At 58.7% G+C, this 15461-nt stretch carries 12 protein-coding genes and 1 pseudogene; 10 read left to right on the plus strand and 3 right to left on the minus strand.

The features are described from left to right. Nucleotides 1-9: 9 nt before the first annotated feature. The 3 genes from DW233_RS08425 to DW233_RS08435 all read left to right on the plus strand — a co-directional run bounded on the left by DW233_RS08425 (nucleotide 10) and on the right by DW233_RS08435 (nucleotide 3027). Nucleotides 10-528 (plus strand): dihydrofolate reductase, encoded by a 519-nt coding sequence (locus DW233_RS08425; protein WP_118267743.1) that lies wholly within the window; start codon nucleotides 10-12, stop codon nucleotides 526-528. Nucleotides 529-637: 109 nt separating this feature from the next. Beyond that, a complete protein-coding gene (locus tag DW233_RS08430) occupies nucleotides 638-1552 on the plus strand; it encodes an RNA methyltransferase (RefSeq protein ID WP_118267745.1) in 915 nt (304 codons plus the stop codon). A gap of 125 nt (nucleotides 1553-1677) precedes the next feature. Next, on the plus strand, nucleotides 1678-3027 hold the full coding sequence (locus DW233_RS08435; protein WP_118267747.1) for an MATE family efflux transporter: 1350 nt from the start codon (nucleotides 1678-1680) through the stop codon (nucleotides 3025-3027). Between the two features lie 86 nt (nucleotides 3028-3113). Here DW233_RS08435 and DW233_RS08440 read toward each other — a convergent pair whose 3' ends face one another. Beyond that, nucleotides 3114-3599, minus strand: coding sequence for a cob(I)yrinic acid a,c-diamide adenosyltransferase (locus tag DW233_RS08440; RefSeq protein ID WP_118267748.1), 486 nt, complete (start codon nucleotides 3597-3599; stop codon nucleotides 3114-3116). A 92-nt stretch (nucleotides 3600-3691) separates the two neighbouring features. Between DW233_RS08440 and ftsH the strand changes: the two genes are divergently transcribed. From ftsH to DW233_RS08455, 3 genes and pseudogenes are all read left to right on the plus strand, one after another. Continuing rightward, complete coding sequence (gene ftsH, locus DW233_RS08445) at nucleotides 3692-5575, plus strand: ATP-dependent zinc metalloprotease FtsH (protein ID WP_199574622.1); 1884 nt, start codon at nucleotides 3692-3694, stop codon at nucleotides 5573-5575. Nucleotides 5576-5686: 111 nt separating this feature from the next. Beyond that, a pseudogene (locus DW233_RS08450) lies at nucleotides 5687-6149 on the plus strand (DUF523 domain-containing protein). A gap of 177 nt (nucleotides 6150-6326) precedes the next feature. Continuing rightward, the gene (locus DW233_RS08455) at nucleotides 6327-6554 is read left to right on the plus strand and encodes an IS3 family transposase (protein ID WP_369831449.1); all 228 of its coding nucleotides are present in this window, start codon (nucleotides 6327-6329) and stop codon (nucleotides 6552-6554) included. A 114-nt stretch (nucleotides 6555-6668) separates the two neighbouring features. On the opposite strand, the gene DW233_RS08460 is transcribed toward DW233_RS08455, so the two are convergent. Further along, nucleotides 6669-7271, minus strand: a complete 603-nt coding sequence (locus tag DW233_RS08460; protein WP_117635137.1) for a Type 1 glutamine amidotransferase-like domain-containing protein — start codon at nucleotides 7269-7271, stop codon at nucleotides 6669-6671. A gap of 514 nt (nucleotides 7272-7785) precedes the next feature. Further along, nucleotides 7786-8868 carry an iron-containing alcohol dehydrogenase family protein gene (locus DW233_RS08465; protein ID WP_118267752.1) on the minus strand — a complete coding sequence of 361 codons (1083 nt, stop codon included), beginning with the start codon at nucleotides 8866-8868 and terminating at the stop codon, nucleotides 7786-7788. Between the two features lie 509 nt (nucleotides 8869-9377). On the opposite strand from DW233_RS08465, the gene ileS reads away from it, so the two are divergent. The 4 genes from ileS (at nucleotide 9378) to DW233_RS08485 (ending at nucleotide 15385) form a co-directional block, all read left to right on the plus strand. Further along, nucleotides 9378-12155 carry an isoleucine--tRNA ligase gene (gene ileS / locus DW233_RS08470; protein ID WP_370448060.1) on the plus strand — a complete coding sequence of 926 codons (2778 nt, stop codon included), beginning with the start codon at nucleotides 9378-9380 and terminating at the stop codon, nucleotides 12153-12155. A 239-nt stretch (nucleotides 12156-12394) separates the two neighbouring features. Then, nucleotides 12395-12994 carry a signal peptidase II gene (gene lspA, locus DW233_RS08475; protein WP_233547974.1) on the plus strand — a complete coding sequence of 200 codons (600 nt, stop codon included), beginning with the start codon at nucleotides 12395-12397 and terminating at the stop codon, nucleotides 12992-12994. Next, nucleotides 12994-14007 (plus strand): RluA family pseudouridine synthase, encoded by a 1014-nt coding sequence (locus DW233_RS08480; RefSeq protein ID WP_117564133.1) that lies wholly within the window; start codon nucleotides 12994-12996, stop codon nucleotides 14005-14007. Before lspA ends, DW233_RS08480 begins: the two co-directional genes overlap by 1 nt. Nucleotides 14008-14089: 82 nt before the next feature. After that, on the plus strand, nucleotides 14090-15385 hold the full coding sequence (locus tag DW233_RS08485) for a glycosyltransferase family 2 protein (RefSeq protein WP_117564132.1): 1296 nt from the start codon (nucleotides 14090-14092) through the stop codon (nucleotides 15383-15385). The last annotated feature ends 76 nt before the right edge of the window (nucleotides 15386-15461 follow it).

Here is a 15461-nt window from a genome sequence, read left to right on the forward strand (position 1 = left end):
GTGACGCGCATGACGTGTAAGCTTTCTGCCATTGTCGCCGTGTGCGATGACTGGGGTATTGGGTGCGAGGGCGACATGGTGGTGTCCAACCGTGCCGACATGCGTCATTTTGTGGCGTGCACCAAAGGTTGCCCGGTTATTATGGGGCGCAAGACCCTGCTGAGTTTTCCCGGCGCACGGCCGCTTAAGAACCGCCGCAATATCGTGCTCACGCGCGACGAGGATTTTTCGCCCGAAGGTGTCGACGTGGTGCATAGTATCGGCGAGGCGCTCGCCGCGGTTGCCGATGAGCCCGTTGCCTGGGTGATCGGCGGCGGCGATGTCTATCGGCAGTTTTTGCCGTACTGCGTGGAGGCCGAGGTCACGCATAACCACTGCGTCCATCCCGTGGACACGTACTTTCCCGACTTGGACGCCGATCCCGCGTGGGAAGTTGCGCGGCGCGAAGGGGTTGCCACGATTGCCGCGGGCGAGGGCGACGAGGGTGTCGATTATGAGTTCGTAACGTATCGTCGCGTTGAGGCGTAAATCGTCCGGCGTGAACGGTATCATCGGATTGTTTGAATGCATGGGGCGGCGCTTAGCGTCGCCTCGTTTGGTATAGATGTGCTGTAAAGAAAGGTGCGGGCTGGCTGCTATGACTGATGCCGTTGAGGTGCTGCGAATCGATTCGCTCGAGGACGAGCGGCTTGATGCCTACGTGCGACTGACCGAGCGTGAGCTGCGCTGCGTGCTGGAGCCGCAGAAGGGCATTTTTATCGCCGAGAGTGCCAAGGTCATCGAACGTGCGGTTCGCGCCGGATACGAGCCGGCGAGCTTTCTTTTGGGCGAGCGCTGGCTCGACCAGATGATGCCGCTGTTTGAGCGCCTGGCGGTACGCGAGGGCGCGGGTCCGGTTCCCGTGTTCGTTGCCTCGATGGAGCTTATGGAGCGTCTGACGGGTTTTAACGTGACGCGCGGTGCGCTCGCGGCATTCCGTCGTCCACGCCAGATTCCGGTAGCCGAGTTCTTGAGTGGCGTCGTCGAGGCGGCGGGTGAGCGCCCGGTGCGCGTGTGCGTGCTCGAGGGCATTGTCGACCACACCAATGTCGGCGCGATTTTCCGCTCGGCGGCTGCGCTGAACGTCGATGGCATTTTGGTGAGCCCCACTTGCTGTGACCCGCTGTACCGTCGCTCGGCCCGCGTGAGCATGGGCACGGTGTTCCAGGTGCCCTGGACGCGCATTGGCAGCGAGGCGCGCGTATGGCCGCATGATGGGCTGGCGGCGCTGCACGATGCCGGCTTTTCGTGTGCCGCCATGGCGTTGACGGATGATTCGGTGTCGCTGGACGATCCCGTGCTGCAGGAGATTGACCGCCTAGCGATCTTTATGGGTACCGAGGGTGCCGGCTTGGGCACCAAGACCATTGCCGGCTGCGACCGAGCCGCGCGCATTCCGATGGCGCACGGGGTCGATTCACTCAACGTTGCCGCTGCGAGTGCCGTCGCCTTTTGGCAACTGTGCCCGCATGTGAGCAACGAGTACCACTACCAGCCGGGGCTGTATCACTAGGCAAATATTTCGCACCGGGCTCTGGTTCGGGACGTTTCGGCCGACGTCGGTCGGTGCTAAGCTGGTTTTGGCTTTCGTTTTAAAGTGCCGTTTTGTTGTTTGACGTACGCTGGTGGGGAGGGCGTGTGGCTAAGAAATCTACGGCTATCGATGTAACGCAGGGCGTTATTTGGCAGCAGCTGCTGTCGCTGTGCGTCCCCATCTTCTTTAGTTCGTTCTTTCAGCAGGCATACACGCTTATCGGTACCTATATCGTCGGTCAGTTTGGCGGCAAGCTCGCGCTGGGTGGCATTCAGGCCACGATGGTGCTTACGGAGCTCTGCATTGGTTTTTGCGTCGGTGTTGGTGCTGGATGTGCCGTTATTACCGGCCAGTTTTTTGGTCAGCACGATGACGAGCGCTTGAGCCGATCGGTCCATACGGCCATGACGCTCGCGCTGGTGGGCGGCATTGTCATTTCCATTCTGGGCATGGTGTTTGTCGAGCCGATGCTTGTGCTGATGAATACACCGCATGAGCTGCTGGCCGAGGGTGTGGCGTATGCCCGTTGCTACTTTGCCGCCATGTTTGCGGCGCTGCTGTTCAATATGGGGACGGCGTTGTTGCGCGCCGTGGGCGACACGCGCGGTCCGGCGGTCATTATTGCCTCCGGCTGCTTCGTCAACGTGGCGCTCGACATTCTCTTTGTCGCCGTGCTGCACATGGAAGCGCTGGGCTGCGGCATCGCGGTGGCGCTGACTATCTGCACCAATGCCACGATGATTGTGATCCGCATGATGCGCGCTCCGGGGGCGTGGCGGTTGTCGCTATCCAAACTCGGTATCGATCGCGGCATTTGCAAGAGCATGCTTTCGTGCGGTTTGCCGCTGGGCGTTCAGTCTGCGGCGTATTCGATCTCCAACGTTTTGATTCAGGTGTCGGTCAACTCGTTTGGAGCCGATGTTACGACCGCTTGGGGTCTTTCCGGTCGCCTGGACGGCATTATCTGGATGGTGACCGAGGCGCTTGGTGTGTCGATTACTACGTTCTCGGCGCAGAACTTTGGTGCGCGCAATTACGATCGCATGCGAAAGGGATACCACACGTCGCTCGTGCTGTCGTTTGTGCTTATCGGTGGCCTGTCTGCCGTGCTGCTGGTATTCTCGGGCCCGCTTTCGCGTCTGTTTATCGACGATGTCGCAATTTCGGCCTACACCACGACGATTCTTCATTTCATCGCGCCGTTCTACGCGATCTTCTCGATTATCGAAAACGCGTCCGGCTCCATCCGTGGCGCTGGCGTGAGCTTCCAGCCTATGATGCTCACGATATTCGGCACGGTCGTGCTCCGCGTGGCGTGGGTGTTCGCGATTATGCCGCTCGACCCCTCGCTCGAGCATCTGCTGCTGGTCTACCCCGTAACCTGGGTAACTACCGCCACGATGTTCACCATCTACCACCACAGCGGCAACTGGCTAGGCCGCGCCACTGCCTAATGATCCCTGGGGGGACGGAGGAAAACGGCTCATTGCTCTCCGTCGTGATGTCGATGATCCGTTTCCCTTCGTCCCCTTCGGATCAATTAGTATTCGATGCCTTGGCGGGCCAGGAGGCCTTCGTCGAAGTAGTGTTTGACGGGGCGCATTTCGGTGACCAGGTCGGCGAGGTCCGCGATGGGCAGCAGGCCGCGGCCGGTCAGTATGAGCTCTGTGGTGTCGGGTTTCATCGCGATCAGTTCCTCGACATCCTCGCGCGTCACGAAGCCGCGGCGCATGGCCTCGCCGAGTTCGTCCAAAATCAGAACGTCGACCTGTGAGATCTGCTTGCGTGCGAGCTCCATGATCTGTGCGGCGCAAGCCTCGGGCGTGTCGCGGTCGGCCTGTACAATTCGTAGCCCTAGGCGTGGTGCCGCATCATGCTCGGCGCAGTGCAGCTTCTTGGCAAACTGAAGCATGAGCACGTTAAGTCCATAGCCCGTGGCGCGCAGCGCGAGCCCCAGCGCAGCCGTCGTCTTGCCCTTGCCGTCGCCCGTATAGATCTGAACCTTGCCGACTTCGAGTGATGCCATCTCTATTCTTTCGTGCCCGGCGTCGGTTTATCGCCGGCCGGGTTGGGTATTCTAGTTAGCATTATCAACCCCAGTAGATGGAGTTCAAGCAGATGGAGATGGATGACAACAAACGTAGACGGAATATGATCCTCTACGTGCTCATCGCCTTCGTCGTCTACCTCGTGCTCTCGACCGTTCTGTTCCCCAACATCGGTCACACGCAGCAGATTACGAAGACCGATTATTCGACGTTTGTCAAAGCGCTCGATAAGAAGAGTGTCGACAAGGTCGAGTACAACACGGACGATTACTCGATTTATTACACCAAGAAGGGCGAGGACGAGAACATCGCCTACAAGACGACCGGCGTGCCGAGTGACACGGGCTTTACCGATCGCGTGCTCGAGGCCGGCGCCTCGCTGGAGTCGGTGGTTCCCGATAAGAACTCGGGCCTGATGACTTACTACTTGCTCACGCTCGTCCTTCCCATGGCGATTTTCTTCCTCATCGGCTGGTGGCTCAACCGCCGTATGAAGAAGGCCATGGGCGATGACGGCCCGTCCATGAATTTTGGTGGCGGCGGCTTTGGCGGCGGCGGTCTGGGTAAGTCCGGTGCGCGCGTTATCGCCTCCAAGGATGTTGGCGTGACCTTTAAGGATGTTGCTGGTCAGGAAGAGGCCAAGGAATCCCTGAAGGAGGTCGTCGACTTTCTGGAGAAGCCGCAGCGCTATGAGGAAATCGGCGCCAAGCTGCCGCGCGGTGCTCTTCTCGTGGGCCCTCCTGGCACTGGTAAGACCCTGCTTGCCAAGGCTGTTGCCGGCGAGGCGGGCGTACCGTTCTTTAGCATTTCGGGCTCTGAGTTCGTCGAGATGTTCGTCGGCCGTGGCGCCGCCAAGGTGCGCGACCTGTTTAAGCAGGCTAAGGAAAAGGCCCCCTGTATCGTATTTATCGATGAGATTGATACCATCGGCAAAAAGCGTGACGGTGGCGGCTTTAGCGGCAACGACGAGCGTGAGCAAACGCTCAACCAGCTGCTGACCGAGATGGATGGCTTCGACAACCACAAGGGTATCGTCGTCCTCGCTGCCACCAACCGTCCTGACAGCCTCGATCCCGCTCTGCTGCGCCCCGGTCGTTTTGACCGCCGCATCCCCGTTGAGCTGCCCGACCTGACCGGCCGCAAGAACATCCTCGAGCTTCACGCCAAGAGTGTGAAGACCGAGCCGCCGATCGATCTGACCGCGATTGCCCGCGCCACGCCCGGAGCCTCGGGCGCCGACCTGGCCAATATCATCAACGAGGGCGCCCTGCGCGCCGTTCGCGAGGGTCGCAAGCGTGCAACCCAGGACGACTTCGAGGAGTCGGTGGAGGTCGTCATCGCCGGCCAGCAGCGTAAGTCCACGGTGCTGTCCGATCACGAGAAACAGGTCGTGTCCTATCACGAGATCGGCCATGCCATCGTTGCCGCCCGCCAGAAGGGTTCTGCGCCGGTTACGAAGATCACCATCGTGCCGCGTACGAGCGGTGCTCTGGGCTACACCATGCAGGTCGAGGAGGACGAGCGCTTCTTGACCACGCGCCAGGAGGTGCTCGACAAGCTCGCTGTCTACTGCGGCGGACGTGCTGCCGAGGAGCTCATCTTTGGTGAGATGACGACTGGCGCGGCCAATGATATCGAGCAGGCCACCAAGCTCGCCCGCAACATGGTGACGCGCTTTGGTATGTCGGAAGAGTTTGGCATGATGGCGCTCGGTACCGTTCAGAATGCCTACCTCAACCAGGACACGTCGCTCACCTGTGCCCCCGGTACGGCCGAGCGCGTCGACGCGATCGTCGCCAAGCTGATCGAGGACGCACATGACCGCGCCCTGCAGATCCTCAAGGAGAACAAGTTTAAGCTCCATGAGCTGGCTCGTTATCTGTACAAGAAGGAGACGATCACGGGCGAGGAGTTCATGAATCTCCTCACGCGCGAGAATCCGCTGATGCCATAGCAGCAGTAAGGCTGGTTGCACAACGTCGAACGCCCCATTTGAGTTTCTATCTCAAATGGGGCGTTTTGTTTGGGAGGGATATGTATGAAGATCGTGGTGAGTGCCTGCTTGATGGGAGAGAGCTGCAAATATAACGGGCTCGACAATTACCATCGCGCGTTGGTCGAGGCCTGCGAACGCACAGGGACCGAGGTCCTGTTGGTGTGCCCCGAGGTTTTTGGCGGCTTGCCCACACCGCGCAAGCCGTCCGAGATTGTGAATGGCGAGGTTTGTACCTGCGAGGGCATCTCGGTCGATCGCGAGTTTCGCCTGGGTGCAGAGCGCGCTCGATATGTGCGAGCAGGCGGGCGGCCCGTCCGAGATCGCTGCGTGCGTCTTACAGGACCGTAGCCCCTCGTGCGGTGCGGGTCGCGTCTACGATGGCACCTTTAGCGGCACGCTCACTGTGGGCAATGGTGTTTTTGTCGATCTGCTGCTGCGTCACGGGTACCGTGTGATTCCGGCTAGCGAGTTCGATCCCAGCATACTGGAACATTGTCCACAGCACTCGAACCCAACACTTCCTCACGGGTGACCGTTTTGGCATCATCCGTGAAGTTGATATTGAGTACGACCCGGTCATCAAAGACGTAGACCGAGTTGACAGGCGCCGTACCCATGCAGCCCCTCCCCACGGCCCTCGCGCAGGAACGCGCACACGGCCTTCCCGTCTCTTGCGCCTCTCCCGGAACTGTCCACATCAGCGTAGCCAATCCAGTCCGCCAAGGGCTGCAGCCCGGACAACGCGGCGATGGAGGGCTTCTTCGGCCTGCTCAAGAAGGAGTTCTGGCACGGCAGGGACTGGTCGGACTGGACCCCCGCCCGCTTCATCGAGGAACTCGGGGGCTGGATCGGCCGATACAATACGGAGAGGCGCAGCGATGCGCTCGGTGGCCGCACCCCGGCCGAGTTCCGCTCCGCGCTGGGAAGGGCCGCGTAACGGTCCAAGAAATCGTCCGCAGTCCCCATTCTTGCCCCTTTGGGACGGCTTCTTGTTGGGGCGTGCCTGCCCCAAACCCTGCTAGGAACGAGTGCAGCAAACTGGAATTATAAATTACTCTTTGCAAATAACCTTTGAACCTTCACCATCAATTACAATTCCCTGACGATTGTTAATTGGGCATAGATTCAAATCCGAAAACTCAGTTATTATTTTCTCGGTAACTTTCTTAAATGGTGCTGTAAGAAAATGCGGAAGAACATAGAAATCAATCAAATTAAGCCCTGCATCATCTTCTTGTGAGTAGTCCTCCGGCTTTTCATCCATTTGCTCGATATATTGGATGCTTGGAGCGCATACAATCGCACCTGCCGATTCACCAATCATCAGTTTTCCTTTTGCCAATTCTTTCTTCAACAGCTCATCCGTTCCCGTTTTACGGAGCTGGTCTATAAGGAAAAAAGAATTTCCGCCGGTAAAATAGATCACATCCGCATCTTCAAAAAGAGACTGTATCGTTGAATAAGCCTCCGTTGAAATATCAATTTCAGTTACGATTGCTCCCAACTTTTTGAATAATTTTCGAGCCGAGCCGACATAACCGGTGTAGCCTTCACGCAGCGAAGCTGTTGGAATAAATGCGACTTTTTTATTTTCAATTTCTTCCTTTATCAGACTTCCTACACTTGAAAAGTGAGAACATAAAAACAGTTTCATCAATATCCTCCTTTATGTATAAATTCTTATTTGTTGAACTAAGCCGTGTATACCATACTCTCCAATGAAAGAACGCCCTAATATAGCGAAATTTTGCCGTTTTCCTGCGTACGTGCGTACACACTCCACAGGAATTCTAAGGTGCCTGCCCCCTTAGCACACGGACTTTGGAGCAAAGTCTAGCGTGTTACGCCTTGCCAGAGGTGTACAGGCTCCCGGTATGCACGTACGAAGCAATTGCCATCAATGCGCTATATAAGTGGCGATCAAGTTCGCATAAAGCGACCTTGATCCCGCAAAACAAAAGGCAGGATACCATCACCACGATGATACCCTGCCTCTGTTCGTTCCTGTTTGCCGTTCCGAGTAGTCCTTCCGCAGAATTTCCGATAAACAAAAAACGTACCCGAACCCTTTCTCGTAAAGAATCGGGTTCGAGTACGAACTGAATGCTGGATCAATAAAAAACCACCAGAAAGGTGCCCGTCCCATTTGTGGTGGTTTTGGGTCAGTCCTAGAGCGTGTGGCCGTAAGCGTCGGTGGCCTTGATGGCGGCGGCGAATTTTTCGTCCGTGAAGGGCTCGGGGTTTCCCTGCTTCCACTCGTTGGTGGCGTGCGCGTACTCGCACAGGGCAGGGATATCAGCCTCGGAAAGCCCGACCTGCTCAAGCGTCACGGGCAGGCCCATCTGATTGTTAAAGGCGGCGTAGCGCTCAAGGTTCTCGGTATCGCCCGTATAGGCGAACAGTACCAGCACACCCAGGCTTACGACCTCGCCGTGCAGGTAGGAGCCCTCGCGCGGAATGCTGCAGGAAGCGTTGTAGAACGCGTGCGCCACGCTCGAGTTGTAGTAGTAATCGTTTTGGTTGGTCAGGTTGGAGACGTAGCCCGTGTTGACCACGATGTCGAGCGCGATCTGCTTGACGGCATCGGTCGACTGGTCCTGGCGCACGTCCTCAAGACCCTGGACGCCAAAGGTAAACAGCGGCTCGGAGCAGGTGTGGGCGAGTGCTAGGCCAAGGCCTGCCGTGTGCTCCAGGTTGCCGGCGCTCGTGGCGTACTCGACCTCGGGCTGCTTGGACAGGGCATCACCCACGCCGGCCCAGAAGTACTCCGCCGGAGCCTCGGCGATGATCTTGGGGTTGATGAAGATGTGCGCAGGTCGGTTAGGGTACGAATAGCCCTCGAGCGAGCCGTCGTCGTTGTAGACAACGGCAATGGCGGTCGCGGCGGAGCAGTTGGAACAGATCGTCGGTACCGTAAAGACAATCTTCTTGAGCTCGATAGCTGCGGTCTTCACGGTGTCGAGCGCCTTGCCGCCGCCGCATGCGATAAGCACGTCAGCTTCCTGGCAGGCAGGGGAGTTTACGACCTTGGCGATATTTGCGCGCGTACTGTTGGTGCCGTAGACGCGCGTCTCCAGAATCTCGACGTCGGTACCTGCCAGCGCAGCTTCGATACCGGGAAGTGCTGCGGCCAGTGCTCGTTTACCACCAATGATGGCGACCTTGGTTGCTCCGTACTCGGCCAACGCGCCGTGCAGCTCGTCAAAGCAGTCTTCGCCAACGGTATAGTCGCTCATTCCGATCGTGCGCATAGCAATCTTCTTTCGTTCGATAAAGTGCTTACAGGTATTTTGCTCCAAGAGAAGGTCCACGGCCGCAAGAAATTTCGAACGTATAAAACCAGTGTTGAGGGTTTTTCGCCGGTGCGGAACGTGCTAGCATACTCCGCATAAGCGTTGATGGGGACGAGTAGTCGGCCGTCCGCATGCTACAGAGAGCGGGGAGCGCTGAGAACCCGTGCATGCGACCGATGAAAATCACCCCGGAGCTGCGGTCCCAACGGACGTGCCGCGTAGGTTCGTCTTAGTAGACATCGCCGAGATGGTCGTCGATACAGACCAGCCGAGTAACGGATGCGAGCGCGCGAATACGCGGGCGAGGGCATCTAAGCTGGGTGGTTAAGCGAAGAGCTTTTGCGGGCGTGCAGCCCGTTTGTGGCGCTTCGTCCCAGCTTGTAGGGACGGGCGCTTTTTTGGTGCCCAGAGGGCGTGCGCGCCCACGACATGAAAGGGGTACCGTGGCAAACGAGTACAAGCAGACGATGAATCTGCCCAAGACCGGTTTTCCCATGCGTGCCGGTCTTTCCAAGTCCGAGCCCAAGCGACTCAAGGACTGGCAGGACAACAAGGTCTACGAGCAGGTTCTGAAGAAGAACGAGGGTCACAAGAAGTTCGTGCTGCACGACGGCCCTCCGTACGCCAACGGTCCGATCCACATCGGCCACGCCATGAATAAGATCTCCAAGGACATGATCAACCGCTACTGGATGATGCAGGGCTATGAGGTTCCCTACGTCCCCGGTTGGGACTGCCATGGTCAGCCGATCGAGCACAAGGTCGAGGAGAAGCTCGGCACCGAGAAGTTCAACCAGACCTCCACGGCTAAGATCCGCGAGCTCTGCAACAAGTTCGCTGTCGAGAACATCGAGCTGCAGAAGGCCGGCTTCCGTCGCCTGGGCGTGCTCGGCGACTGGGACAACCCCTATCTGACGCTCTATCACCAGCATGATGCCGCCGACATCGAGGTCTTCAAGGCCATGTTCGATAAGGGCATGATCTATCGCGGCCACAAGCCGGTTCACTGGTGCAAGCATTGCCACACCGCACTCGCCGAGGCCGAGATCGAGTATTCCGACGAGACGAGCCCGTCCATTTTCGTGCGCTTTGAGATGACCTCCAAGCCCGCCGGCCTCGAGAACTTCGACGGCCCGGTCGACTTTATCATCTGGACGACCACGCCGTGGACCATCCCCTCCGACCAGGCCGTTTCCCTTAAGCCCGGCGCCGCCTATGTCGCCGTTGAGCACGAGGGCCGTGCCGAGGTCATGCTCGAGGACCTGGCTCCTAAGTGTTGTGAGGAGTTTGGCTGGGAGTACACCCCGGTCATGGTCGATGGCAAGCCCTACGTGGTTTCCGCCGAGACCTTCCACCACATCCACTACAAGCAGCCGATCTTTGACGGCGTTGAGGGCGTGGCGCTGCTGGCCGATTACGTCGGTGTCGATGACGGTACCGGTATCGTCCACAACTCGCCCGGCCACGGCGTCGACGACTACTTCGCCTGCCTCAAGGAGGGCATCACCGACATCTGCATGCCGGTCGATGACGACGGCAAGTTCTACACCGGCGAGGAGTTTGGCACCGGCGGCCCCTTCAGCGGCATGGATACCGATGAGGCCAACCCGCACATCATCGAGTTCCTGCGCGAGCGCGGCACCCTGGTTCTCGAGAAGAAGATCACGCACAGCTATCCGCACTGCTGGCGCTGCAAGCACCCGGTGCTCTTCCGTGCTACCGACCAGTGGTTCGTCTCGATGGACAAGACCGGTTTGCGCGAGCAGGCTGGCAAGGAGGTCCGTGAGAACGTCAAGTGGTATCCGGCTCACGCCGCCAACCGCATCGGCGCCATGGTCGAGCAGCGTCCCGACTGGTGCATCAGCCGCCAGCGCAACTGGGGCGTGCCTATCCCCAGTTACACATGCGCCGACTGCGGCGAGAAGGTCATGAACGACGCTACGCTCGACGCCGTCATCAAGCTCTTCCACGAGAAGGGCTCCGACGCCTGGTTCACCGACGCTCCCGAGAGCTACCTGGGCGAGGCCTGCGTCTGCCCCAAGTGCGGCGGCCATCACCTCAAGGCCGATAAGGACATCCTCGACGTGTGGTGGGACTCCGGCGTCTCCTGGAAGGCTGTCTGCGAGTATCGCCCCGAGCTTGAGTACCCGGCGGACGTCTACCTCGAGGGCTCCGACCAGCACCGCGGTTGGTTCCAGAGCTCGCTGCTCACCTCGGTGGGCGCCAACGGCCACGCTCCGTACAAGGCGGTCGTCTCGCAGGGCTTCACGCTCGACGGCCAGGGCCGCAAGATGTCCAAGTCGCTCGGCAACGTCATCGACCCCAACAAGGTCTGCGACGAGATGGGCGCCGACATCATCCGCCTGTGGGTTGCCTCCGTCGATACCAGCTCCGACGTGTCCATCGACCACGAGATCCTTGCCCGTACGTCCGATGCCTACCGTCGTTTCCGCAACACGCTGCGCTTCCTGCTCTCCGAGCTCGAGGGTCAGTTTGAGCCCGAAACCGACAGCGTCGCCTTTGCCGACCTGCTGCCGCTCGACAAGCTCATGGTTGCCCGTCTGACCCAGGTCCAGGCCGAGGTCGACGACGCTTACTCTTGCTACGAGTTCCCGCGCGCTTACCGTGCGCTCTACGACTTTGTGGTTACCGAGCTCTCCAACGTGTATCTCGACGCCCTGAAGGACCGCCTGTACTGCGAGAAGCCCGGCTCGCTCGAGCGCCGCAGCGCCCAGACCGTGCTTGCCGAGCTCTTCTCGATGCTCATGCGCGACCTGCAGCCGATCCTGTCCTACACGGTTGACGAGGCCATGGCCTATGCGCCCGCCGGCTGTGTCGATCACCAGAAGTACGCCGCGCTGCTCGATTGGTATAAGTCGCCCATTACGGTCGACGAGGCCAATGAGTTTGAGGGCGTGCTCGAGGCTTCACTCGAGCTCCGTAGCGCCGTGACCAAGGCCCTTGAGGATGCCCGCTCCGCCGGCACCTTCACTAAGAGCCAACAGGTCCGCGTCAAGGCGGTCGTTCCCGCCGAGATGTATGCGCTGCTGACCGGCGACAAGGCCGTCGACCTGGCCGAGTTCTACATCGTCTCCGCTGTTGAACTGACCCAGGGCGAGGAGCTCTCCGTTGCCATCGAGGCTGCCGAGGGCGAGTGCTGCGACCGTTGCTGGAACTACCGCACCACCGTCGGCGAGTACAACGGCCACGCTCACATCTGCGAGAGGTGTGCGAATGCCTTGTAGTTACGCGGTTTTACCAAACCGCGTAACCGGTTGACGCTGCAAACCCGCCAGAGCGGCAATCTGCCTTTCAACTTCGGCGGCATGATCAAAAGATCAATGCCGCCTCGTTTCAAGGCACCTTGCTCGCTCTGGCGGGTTTTCGCTGTCGGTAACGAATCATCGGCTATTTCGTTGCGGGTCAATATAAGATATTGATTTGCGTTAAACGGAATTTGATTATCTGAGGGTAGGGGATTGATTTGGGTCGTACTGGGGATATGACGCCGCCTTTGCGTTGGCGCCTGGGTGTTGCTGGTAGCGTGGCGTTGGCCGTGCTGCTTGTTGACCAGCTGACCAAGCTTGCGGTTCGTGCCGTTGGCGATGCTCTGCATGTGACTGTTATCCCCGGTGTGATCGACTTCCTTTTTGTGCGTAACATCGGTGCTGCCTTTAGCATGGGCGAGGGACATGGCCTCGCGTTTGCCGTGCTGGCGTTTGTCGTTATCGTTGCGATCGCGGTGTACTTGCTTCGCGCGCCCCAGCTTGCTCGCTTTGAGGTTGTGGGCATGGCTATGGTCGTGGGCGGCGCCATTGGCAATGCGATCGACCGTCTGGCTTTTGGCTTTGTGACCGATTTTATTGCCACCACCTTCATCGACTTCCCCGTCTTCAATGTTGCCGATATCGGCATTACCGTGGGCGTCGTGCTCGCCCTCTTTGGCTACATGTTCTTGAGCCCCGCGGCCCGTGAGGTCGATGCGACCGCCGAGCTTAACGCCCGTGACGAGGCCCGCGCCAAGCGCAAAGCCAAGCAGCGTGGGGAGCGTGCCCGCAAGATTCGCGAAAGGAATGAGCGCTAATGGCCGACATCCATATCCTTGTTGCCGATGATGCCGCTGCTCAGCGTCTTGACGCCTATCTAGGTGCCAACGACGGCTGTCCCACACGCTCTGCCTGCGCGCATCTGATTGAGGGCGGCGCCGTTGCCGTCAACGGCGAGACCTGCCTGTCCAAAAAGTATGCCGTGCGAGCCGGCGACCGTATTTCGGTCGATTTGCCCGAGCCGCACGACCCGACCGACGTGATTCCCGAGGCCATTCCCCTCGATATTCGCTACGAGGACGACTACCTTATCGTGCTCTCCAAGCAGCGCGGCCTGGTGTGCCATCCTGCGCATGGTCATGAGAGCGGTACGCTCGCGAATGCCCTGGTCTATCACTGCGGTATTGACCATCTGGGCACCGTGCAGGGCGAGGATCGCCCCGGCATCGTGCATCGTCTGGATCGCGACACTTCGGGCCTTATGCTTGCGGCGAAGGACGACGACACCCAGCGCGCGCTCCAAAATCTTATCCGTACGCGCACGCTCGACCGCCGCTATATTACGCTCGTTCACGGACATATCGCTATGGATGAGGGCACCATTAACACCGGCATTGCCCGTTCTACGCGTGACCGTGTCAAGATGGCGGTTTCGGACGATCCTTTCGCGCGCCAGGCCATTACGACCTTTAAGGTCCTCGAGCGCTTCGATTCCACGCGTTTTGACGACGGCTATACGCTCGTCGAGTGCCACCTGTTTACGGGCCGCACGCATCAGATACGCGTGCATATGCGCCATATCAACCACGCCTGCGTGGGCGATCCACTCTACGGCAAGTGCGATGCACGCGCCGATCAGGGGCTGACCAGGCAATTCCTTCATTCCTGGCGCGTGGCATTCGACCATCCCGTGACGGGGGAGCGCATTGAGTGCCGCGACGAGCTGCCGTGGGATCTCGCTGCGGTTCTTGACGACCTGGCCCCGCGCTCGCTTGGTCGCACCGCTGCCGGCGACGAGATCGTTCCTCAGCTCGGTCTTCTCGAAGCCTAGTCGGTATTAGGTGGTTTCTTGAACGCCCCTAGCCTGCGGTAAGATATACGGTTGTTTACGTAATGCGTTCCTGGGAGCCTGCATGCTCGCCTTTTTACAAACCAACACACCCATCGTGATCTTCAACCAGATTGTCGTCACGCTGCTCACGGTCTGCTTCTTGTACCAGGTGGTCTTCTTTGTCATCGGTGCTCTCCGCGGCGAGGTCGCGCCTCCCAAGGCCAAAAAGCTCCACCGGTATGCCTTCTTTATTGCAGCACACAACGAGGAGGCCGTTATCGCCAACCTCGTTCGCTCCATCAAGGACCAGGATTATCCGTCCGAGCTCATCGAGGTCTTTGTCGTCGCCGATGCCTGCACCGATAACACCGCGCAGCTCGCGCGCGAGGCGGGCGCTGTCGTGTACGAGCGAAACGACCTGGCCCGTAAAGGCAAGAGCTGGGTCATGGACTTTGGTTTCGACCGTATCCTTAACGAGTATCCCGACACCTTTGAAGGTTACTTTATCTTCGATGCCGATAATGTTATCGCCCGCGATTACGTGTCCAAGATGAATGATGCCTTTGACCAGGGCTTCCATGTGGTCACGAGCTATCGTAACTCCAAGAACTTCGGAAGCTCGTGGATCTCGGCAGCGAATGCCACTTGGTATCTGCGCGAGGCGCGTTTTCTCAACAACGCGCGCAACATCTGCAAGACGTCCTGCGCCGTATCGGGTTCGGGCTACCTTATCTCGGCTAGCGTTATTGAGGGCATGCACGGCTGGCAGTTCCATACGCTGACCGAGGATATTCAGTTCACCACGTTCTGCGCTATTCACGGCATTCGTATTGGCTATGCGCCGGCGGAGTTCTTTGACGAGCAGCCCGTGACGTTTAAGGCGTCCTGGAAGCAACGTATGCGTTGGACTAAGGGTTTCTACCAGGTGTTCTTTACCTACGGTAAGCATCTGGTCAAGTCGACCTTCCGCTATCATCGTTTTGCCGCCTACGACATGTTTATGACGATTGCCCCTGGTATGCTGTTATCGCTGATTTCGATGCTCGCCAACGCCACGTTCCTAATCGTCGGTGGTCTTTCGCATGGCTTTTTGGCTACCGAGGTCGAGATGCAGGCGTGTGCCGCTTCGCTCATCATGACCTTCGTCATGATGTATCAGACCTTCTTTATCCTGGCGCTGCTCACGACTATCTTCGAGTACAAGCACATCCATTGCGCGCAAAAGTGGCGCCTGGTGACCAACCTGTTTACCTTCCCGATCTTTATGTTCAGCTATATCCCCATCACGGTGGCTGCGCTGTTCCTGAAGGTCGACTGGGTTCCGACGCAGCACGCCGTCAACGTCACCCTTGACGAGGTCATGCAAGGCGCCAAATAATCACCACCAAAACCACCACAAAGGGGACAGTGAACTGCCTCCCATTTCTTGGACATCGGGAAATGGGAGGTTTTCC

The sequence above is a fragment of the Collinsella sp. AM20-15AC genome, from assembly GCF_003471405.1.
In the GTDB taxonomy this organism is placed as follows: Bacteria; Actinomycetota; Coriobacteriia; order Coriobacteriales; family Coriobacteriaceae; genus Collinsella.

Coding starts and splice junctions, on each gene's coding strand:
- DW233_RS08425 (WP_118267743.1), top strand. CDS start 10: ATGACGTGTAAGCTTTCTGCCATTGTCGCCGTGTGCGATGACTGGGGT.
- DW233_RS08430 (WP_118267745.1), top strand. CDS start 638: ATGACTGATGCCGTTGAGGTGCTGCGAATCGATTCGCTCGAGGACGAG.
- DW233_RS08440 (WP_118267748.1), bottom strand. CDS start 3,599: ATGGCATCACTCGAAGTCGGCAAGGTTCAGATCTATACGGGCGACGGC.
- ftsH (WP_199574622.1), top strand. CDS start 3,692: ATGGAGATGGATGACAACAAACGTAGACGGAATATGATCCTCTACGTG.
- DW233_RS08460 (WP_117635137.1), bottom strand. CDS start 7,271: ATGAAACTGTTTTTATGTTCTCACTTTTCAAGTGTAGGAAGTCTGATA.
- DW233_RS08465 (WP_118267752.1), bottom strand. CDS start 8,868: ATGCGCACGATCGGAATGAGCGACTATACCGTTGGCGAAGACTGCTTT.
- ileS (WP_370448060.1), top strand. CDS start 9,378: ATGAATCTGCCCAAGACCGGTTTTCCCATGCGTGCCGGTCTTTCCAAG.
- DW233_RS08480 (WP_117564133.1), top strand. CDS start 12,994: ATGGCCGACATCCATATCCTTGTTGCCGATGATGCCGCTGCTCAGCGT.
- DW233_RS08485 (WP_117564132.1), top strand. CDS start 14,090: ATGCTCGCCTTTTTACAAACCAACACACCCATCGTGATCTTCAACCAG.